General features: G+C 67.1%; 6 protein-coding genes. 4 read left to right on the forward strand and 2 right to left on the reverse strand.

Annotated elements, in window-relative coordinates:
• Positions 1-152 precede the first annotated feature (152 nt).
• Together E1200_RS29975 and E1200_RS29980 are read right to left on the reverse strand one after the other, a co-directional pair.
• Positions 153-1,436: an IS701 family transposase gene (locus tag E1200_RS29975; RefSeq protein ID WP_131955440.1), complete on the reverse strand. Its 1,284-nt coding sequence runs from the start codon at positions 1,434-1,436 to the stop codon at positions 153-155.
• Between the two features lie 137 nt (positions 1,437-1,573).
• Complete coding sequence (locus tag E1200_RS29980) at positions 1,574-1,819, reverse strand: transposase (protein ID WP_165950521.1); 246 nt, start codon at positions 1,817-1,819, stop codon at positions 1,574-1,576.
• Between the two features lie 19 nt (positions 1,820-1,838).
• On the opposite strand from E1200_RS29980, the gene fxlM reads away from it, so the two are divergent.
• The 4 genes from fxlM to E1200_RS30000 form a co-directional block, all read left to right on the forward strand.
• Positions 1,839-3,275: a methyltransferase, FxLD system gene (fxlM, locus tag E1200_RS29985; RefSeq protein ID WP_207933619.1), complete on the forward strand. Its 1,437-nt coding sequence runs from the start codon at positions 1,839-1,841 to the stop codon at positions 3,273-3,275.
• A 56-nt stretch (positions 3,276-3,331) separates the two neighbouring features.
• Positions 3,332-4,396 carry a hypothetical protein gene (locus E1200_RS29990; RefSeq protein WP_131955442.1) on the forward strand — a complete coding sequence of 355 codons (1,065 nt, stop codon included), beginning with the start codon at positions 3,332-3,334 and terminating at the stop codon, positions 4,394-4,396.
• 153 nt (positions 4,397-4,549) lie between these two features.
• Positions 4,550-5,041, forward strand: a complete 492-nt coding sequence (locus tag E1200_RS29995; RefSeq protein WP_131955443.1) for an ATP-binding protein — start codon at positions 4,550-4,552, stop codon at positions 5,039-5,041.
• Between the two features lie 822 nt (positions 5,042-5,863).
• Positions 5,864-6,392, forward strand: a 529-nt coding sequence (locus E1200_RS30000) for a helix-turn-helix domain-containing protein (RefSeq protein WP_131955444.1), incomplete at its 3' end; no start/stop codon positions are given.

The raw sequence follows: 6,392 nt of genomic DNA on the forward strand, positions 1-6,392 counted from the left end.
AGGCCACCGCGACGGGAATGTCGTTATCGGCAAGCTCATGGACCAGCGAGTACCTTATTTTGGGAGCACGTTCTCGCGGGCGAAGTAGGCCGCCGCCCGCTTGAGTATCTCGTTCTCCAGCTCTAGTACGGCAGTCCGAGATCGTGATCTCGTTATCGGCAGGTGAGGCGGGTTCGGTGGTGGAACCAGCGGGCGCGGGCTTGGTGACGTCGTCTCCAGAGATGCCAGCGCAGATGGTGTTCCAGGCCGTGCCAGGTGCGGGTGAGTAGATTGATCAGGCGTTTCACTTCGGGAACGGTCAGTGGGATCAGCCCGGGATCGGCGGGCGGTATGTCGTCGGGGTGGGCGGGCGTTGGAGTGTGGCCGCCGGTGGTGCGGGCGTGGGCGGCGGTGACTGCGCAGACGGCCAGGGCGGCCATGGCCAGCACGAGGTGGCGAAGCAGCGCCGGATAGGTGCGGACCTGGGAGTGGTCCAGCCCGAATGCGTCCTTGCCGGTCTGGAAGTCCTCCTCGATCGGCCACCTGCGGCCGGCGACCCGGATCAGGGTCCGCAGTGTCACCGGCCGTCCTTCGGGGGCGAAGCACAGGTAGAACGCCACTTCGCGGACGCCTTTGGCGTTGGGGGTCAGGCTGCGGCGGATCAGCAGGTGGCGGCGCGGGTCGGCGGTGCCGATCCACGCCCAGGCGTAGCGGCGTTGGCCCTTGGAGCCGTCCCCGCAGGAGTCGATGATCCAGTCGGAGGCGATCAGCGTCTTCAGCGCGTGGTCGGCCCTGCCTTTGGCGGCGCGGGTGAAGGCGATCGGCGCCGACTTGGAGATTCCCAGTACATAGCCGGTGGCGACCTGCGGGTCCTCCAGCCAGGCGCGCAGTTTCGGGTCGGCGCCGTATACCTCGTCGCCGGTCACCCAGCCGGGCAACCGCCCTTCGGCGTTCAGGTCGGCCAGGATCCGGCGGCCCAGTTCGGGCTTGGTCGCGAACACCACGTCCTCGGGCACCCGAGCCCGGGCGCGGCGGTCGGGGTCAGCGGCCTGCTCGCGGGGCAGATACGGGCGGGCGCCCACCAGCGCGTGCCCGCCGACGGTGGCGAAGCTGCAGTACACGACGTTGATGGCGTTGGAGATGCGGCCCGCGCAGCCCACGTACTGGCGTTTGACGCCGACGGTTTCGGTGCCCTTCTTCTCCTGCCCCGATTCGTCCAGGACCGCGACCGCGTCGCCGTCGTCGAGATGCCTGCACACGAACGCCCGGACGGCGGTCATCGCGGCCATGGTGTCCCACTTGGCGTCCCCGAGCAGGTGCTGCATCCTGCCTGGGGTGGCGTCACCGGCGTGTTCGGCGATCGTCCAGCAGTTCTTGCGCGGCAGGTCGCTCATCAACGCGCGTACGTACTTGCGGGCCTGAGTGCGCGGTTCCCACCTGCGGAAATGCTCGGCCATGCCCGCCATCAGCTCATCAAGATGGCCGCTGGCCGCTTCAGCCTCTACGATGGCGACGGCAGCCGCCCCATGGTTTTTGATCGTCACACATCAAGATCACCGGGCGGCTGTCTCGCGTTACGGCGCCCACCAGTCGCTCAGATCACGATCTCGGACTGCCGTACTAGTTGCCTGGCCTTTCGGCGCAGCTCGGCCAGCTCCTTCTTCTCGCCGGCGCTCAGGCCGTCCACGTGGCCTTCTTCGATGTCGGCCTGACGGATCCAGTTACTCAGGCACGACTGGCTGATGCCCAGACTCTTGGCCAGCGCGGAGACCGATTTGTCCCCGGTCCGGGCCAGCTCGACGGCGCGGCGCCGGAACTCCGGCGGATGAGGTGGTGGCACGAGACACTTCCTTCCCAAGTTGATCAAGGTCAACTCAGATGAGGTGTCCGTGGAACCGGGGGAAGCTCACCGGCTCGGTCTGACCTACACCGATCAGCACACTCTGGCCAAACTGACAAGCGAGGTAGTCATGGGAACCCTGCGCGACGGCGCGTCAACACCAAGCCCGAACGGCGACGACTCTAGGGTCCCCGAGGTGGACATGCAGACCAGCCGGACGCCCGACCTGACCGAGACCGCGGACCGTTTGCGGGACGCGCTCGCCGAGGCGCTGCGCGACAACGGGACGGTGCGCAGCCCGCAGGTCGAGGCCGCATTCCGTGCCGTCCCCCGGCACGTGTTCGTCCCGGACATCCCGCTTGAGCAGGCTTACACCGATAGAACCGTCCACACCAAGCACGACGATGACGGTGTCTCCATCAGCGCCGCGTCCCAGCCGACGATCGTGGCGATGATGCTTGAGCAACTCCAGCCGGCACGCGGTCAACGCGTACTCGAACTCGGGGCCGGCACCGGATACAACGCCGCCCTCCTCGCGCACCTCGTAGGCGACGAAGGCCACGTCACCGCGATCGATGTGGACGACGACATCGTCACCGGCGCCCGCAACGGGCTGGCCGCTGCCGACATCAAGAACGTCCACGTCGTGCTCGGCGACGGTGCGCTCGGCCACGCCGAGGGCGCACCCTACGACCGCATCATCGCCACCGTCGGAGCAGGTGATCTCCCCCTGCCGTGGCTGGACCAACTCGCCCCCGGCGGCCGACTCGTCGTACCGCTGCGGCTGCGCGGCGGAGTGTCCCGCTCGATCGCCTTCGAACGCGACAACGACGGACGCTGGCTCGGCCGCAACAGCCGGCTATGCACGTTCATGCCCCTGCGCGGCATCGCCGATGACACGCGCCGCATGATCCCCCTGACCGCCGATGGATCAGTTTCCCTCCACACCAACCGAGAGCAATCCGTAGACGAGTCGCTGCTGAGCAGGGTTCTGGAGACGGCGCCCAGCGAAGTGTGGACGGGCGTGTTGTTCAGGGGCGACGAATCATTCGAGTGGCTCGACGTCTGGCTCACGTGCGTCATGGACAACGCGCTGAGCCGGATGCCGGTCGAGCGCACCGCGGTCGACCAAGGCTTGGTTCGTCCCCAGTTCGGCTGGGGTGCCATGGCCGTAGCCGACAAGGGCGACCTCGCGTACCTCACTCTCCGTCCCCACGACCCCGCGAGCGGGAACCGTCGGATGTACGAGGTCGGAGTTGTGGGCCATGGCCCAACGGGGAACGCTCTGGCCGGTCGAGTCGCCGATGCCATCGGAACCTGGGATCAGAGCTACCGATCTCGGCCCGTCGAGTTCGAGATCGAACCGGGCACTGTGGGGCAGGACACCGCCGCGCCGGTGCCGGGCAGGTTCGTCTTCGAGCGTCTGAACACGCGCCTCACCATCACTTGGCAATGAGACCGCCCCTAAGCCAGGCCGCGCGACGGTTCCCCCTAGTCGCACGTCAGCGGCCGGTGTGTCAACCGCTCGCCGAGCGAATCCAAGAGATCACCGACCTAGCCCGGACCAGCAACGAATCGGCCGATACCGCTGATGGGCTCGCCGCAGCTGCGGCCGCGCAGAACCGGGCGGCCCTGATCGCCAGCGACTGCGGCATGCCCGACCTCGCAGCTTCCCTGTGCCGACAGCAGTACGAGCTGTACATGGACGCTCGGCCGCTGACTACGCAAACGGCGAAGTACGCGCTGGAACCGCTCATCAATCTTTCCCGGCTCCTCATGCGCGCCGGAGATCCAGAAGCCGCCTCCAATCAGCTCAAGGAGCTGTATCGGGCCGTCCGGACGAGGGGGGCGGCGAGGATCGGCGGACGGGACCTCCCGCTCGGGGACCTGACTTGCTCTGGGCACGAGCACCGCGACCTGTGCCAGTGGCTATGGGGCGTGATGCTCGCCGACGGTCTCCGCGCCCTGGCCGCAGCCGGCAGCTGGGAGCGTGCAGTCGCGTTCGCGCAGCAGCATCGAGGCGTCGGCCGTCGACTTCTGGACGGCCGACAGGCCATGATCATCGCCCAGGCGCTCACCGGAAAACCGGAGTCGGCTCTGTCCTGCGTCGAGCAAAGTAGTACTTCAGAAGTATGGGAAGAGGCCGTTGCGGCCTGCCTGGCCATGTTGTGCCGACGAGCAGCCGGGCGTCCGCCGAGCACCGCAGATACCGCCGCAGTGGACAAGTACTTGGCGCTCGAACAGATCCCGGAACTCACGACCTTCCGTGTCCGCGTAGCCCTCACGGCGATCTGCCTCTCCGGTAGCGACAGCGGTCCAATAGTCAGCCGGATCGCCAGCGAGCTTCCTGATATCGAGGACGGCTACGTTGCGCAAGAGCTCCTTCGAAGCCCCGAGCTCAAGGGGAAGCTCACCGCATCCCAACAAGAACAGCTTCTCTTGGCCGTGAAGTTTGCCGGTCTTGGCAAGGGGAGCATTCCTAAACCTCTGCACACGAAACTGCTCAATGCAGCTGAAGAGAGCAGACGTACTGCGGCGAAGCTCCTCCAAATACATCCGGCTGCCCAACTTCCCTAAAGCGTCCGACCCGTTCGCCGAACCTGCCCGTGGAACCAGCGGTGTGTATCTGACACTTGACCCGACGTAAGAGGTGCCTATTAATGGGCGCTGTCAATCACGTCGTTCGGGCGGGCTGTGGCACTGGACGCGCCCGAGGAAGGAACGGGGAAAGTGAAGAACAGGAACTGGGGATTGTGCTCCTCCGCTGAGTGGCTGCGGGGTTCAGAGCCGATGCGGTGGCGCCGGGTCTATCCCGGCCGGGCCGATCAGGTGCGTGTGGCGCGAGTGTTCGCGGCGACGCTGTTCGAGGGGACCGGGCGTGAGGAGGATGTGGCGGTGGTGGTGGCTGAACTGTCCACGAACGCCGTCCGACACTCGCGGTCGGGTGAGGGGCGAGGCTGGTTCGGCCTGGAGGTCACGCTGGCTGAGATCGCCTACATCGCGGTCACCGACCTGGGCGGGGGCTGCGTGCCTACCATCCGCTCGGAGACGCCAGGGTGCGAGCCGCGGGTGGGCGGCTACGGCCTGCTCACGGTGTCCAAACTGGCCCTGACGATGGGGGTCCACGGTAGCCCCGACGACGGCTTCACCGTCTGGGCCGATATGGACCTGCGCCGCCACACCCAGGACGGTCCGGAGCAGCAGGTGGCACTGGTGTCGTAGGGAGGGCCCAGCCTGTCGGTAGCAGGCTGGCCCCTCAGGGGCCAGAGTAAAGCAGCCCTCTTCGAGGGCGGGGCTCCGTCCGCAGACCCGGCATCGACCGGGCTGCGGACGGAGCCCGCCCATGTTTGCGCCGTTTTCTTCGTTTCTGTCTTCAGGTGCGACGCATACAGATGGCCGTGTCTTTTCGGGGTTCTCTTCAATCTTCTTTTCGGGGTTCTTCTCGAGCTTCTGTCTATGACCAGAAGCCCCAAATGCGTACGTCGGTGCAGGTGGATGCGCTGATGCATCTTCTGTTCGCGCGCCCGACTCGTCACCAGGACGACCCCTGGTAATAGCTCGCGATGTGGGTTCTGGTTCTCCTCCTGCCTCTACTCCTCGCCTCTCGGTCGGTTAACCACCCCTCCCTACATCACCGGCCCACTGCCGGTGGGTCAGTCCGCCGGCGGCCGGGTCGGCGCGGTGCCGTTCAGAGCCGAGGCGTGAGGTCGCCGTGCCCGGTGAGTCGATGAGGTGAGAAGAGGCGCGAAACGCCTCGCATGAGGTGTCCACGGGTCACGCCGCCGCGCCTTTCGATGCACGGGGCCTCGGAAAAGGTGTTCGCGTGATGAGGTGCCCGGTTATGAATTGGCGCAAATCTGCTTTACCGGCGGGTGGGTTTAGCGGATGTGGTTGGGATTGGTTAGGTCGTTCAGCCGTTGAGGTGATAAAAAATGTGGCCGAAGGTGCTTGCTGGTGGCGCGGTATCGAGAAATGGTCGACCTGCCGATGAAGGGGAACGGCGCCGGGAATCCGGTCGCCGGTCACATCGAATGGGGAGATGAAATGGCCGCGAAGAACATCACCGCGAATGGCGCCACCGGAAACGGCGCCACGGGCGCCGAGAACACCGGAAACGGCGCCGCCGCTGTCACGGGCGGGGCGCGCCCGTCCGGGGCGGCTGGGGACGTGTGGGACGCGCTGACGGCCGACCCGGGCGCCACCGTGACCGCGATCGCGGCGGCGTCCGGTGTCAGCCGCGCCACGGTCACGCGCACGCTGACCGCCCTGGAGCGCGACGGACGCGCGACCCGCACGCGCGGCGGACGTGACGGCGGTAAGCGCCAGCCCGACACCTGGCACCCGGTCACCACCACCGGCACCGGTAACGGTAACGGCAACGGCAACGGCGAAGACGCTCCGGACGCCTCCGCCGAGGACGCGCCCGCCGGTGAGGCGAACACCGAAAAGGCGAACACCGACGAGGCGCCCGCCACCACCGACACGCCGGACGCCACCGAACCGGCGGACGCCGAGCCGACCGGTGCGGACACCGGCGCCGGGGACGGTGACGCCGAGGACCCGGGGGCGGGGC

This window comes from Actinomadura sp. GC306 (assembly GCF_004348665.1).
Classification (GTDB): domain Bacteria; phylum Actinomycetota; class Actinomycetes; order Streptosporangiales; family Streptosporangiaceae; genus Spirillospora.

Coding starts and splice junctions, on each gene's coding strand:
- E1200_RS29975 (WP_131955440.1), bottom strand. CDS start 1,436: ATGGCCGAGCATTTCCGCAGGTGGGAACCGCGCACTCAGGCCCGCAAG.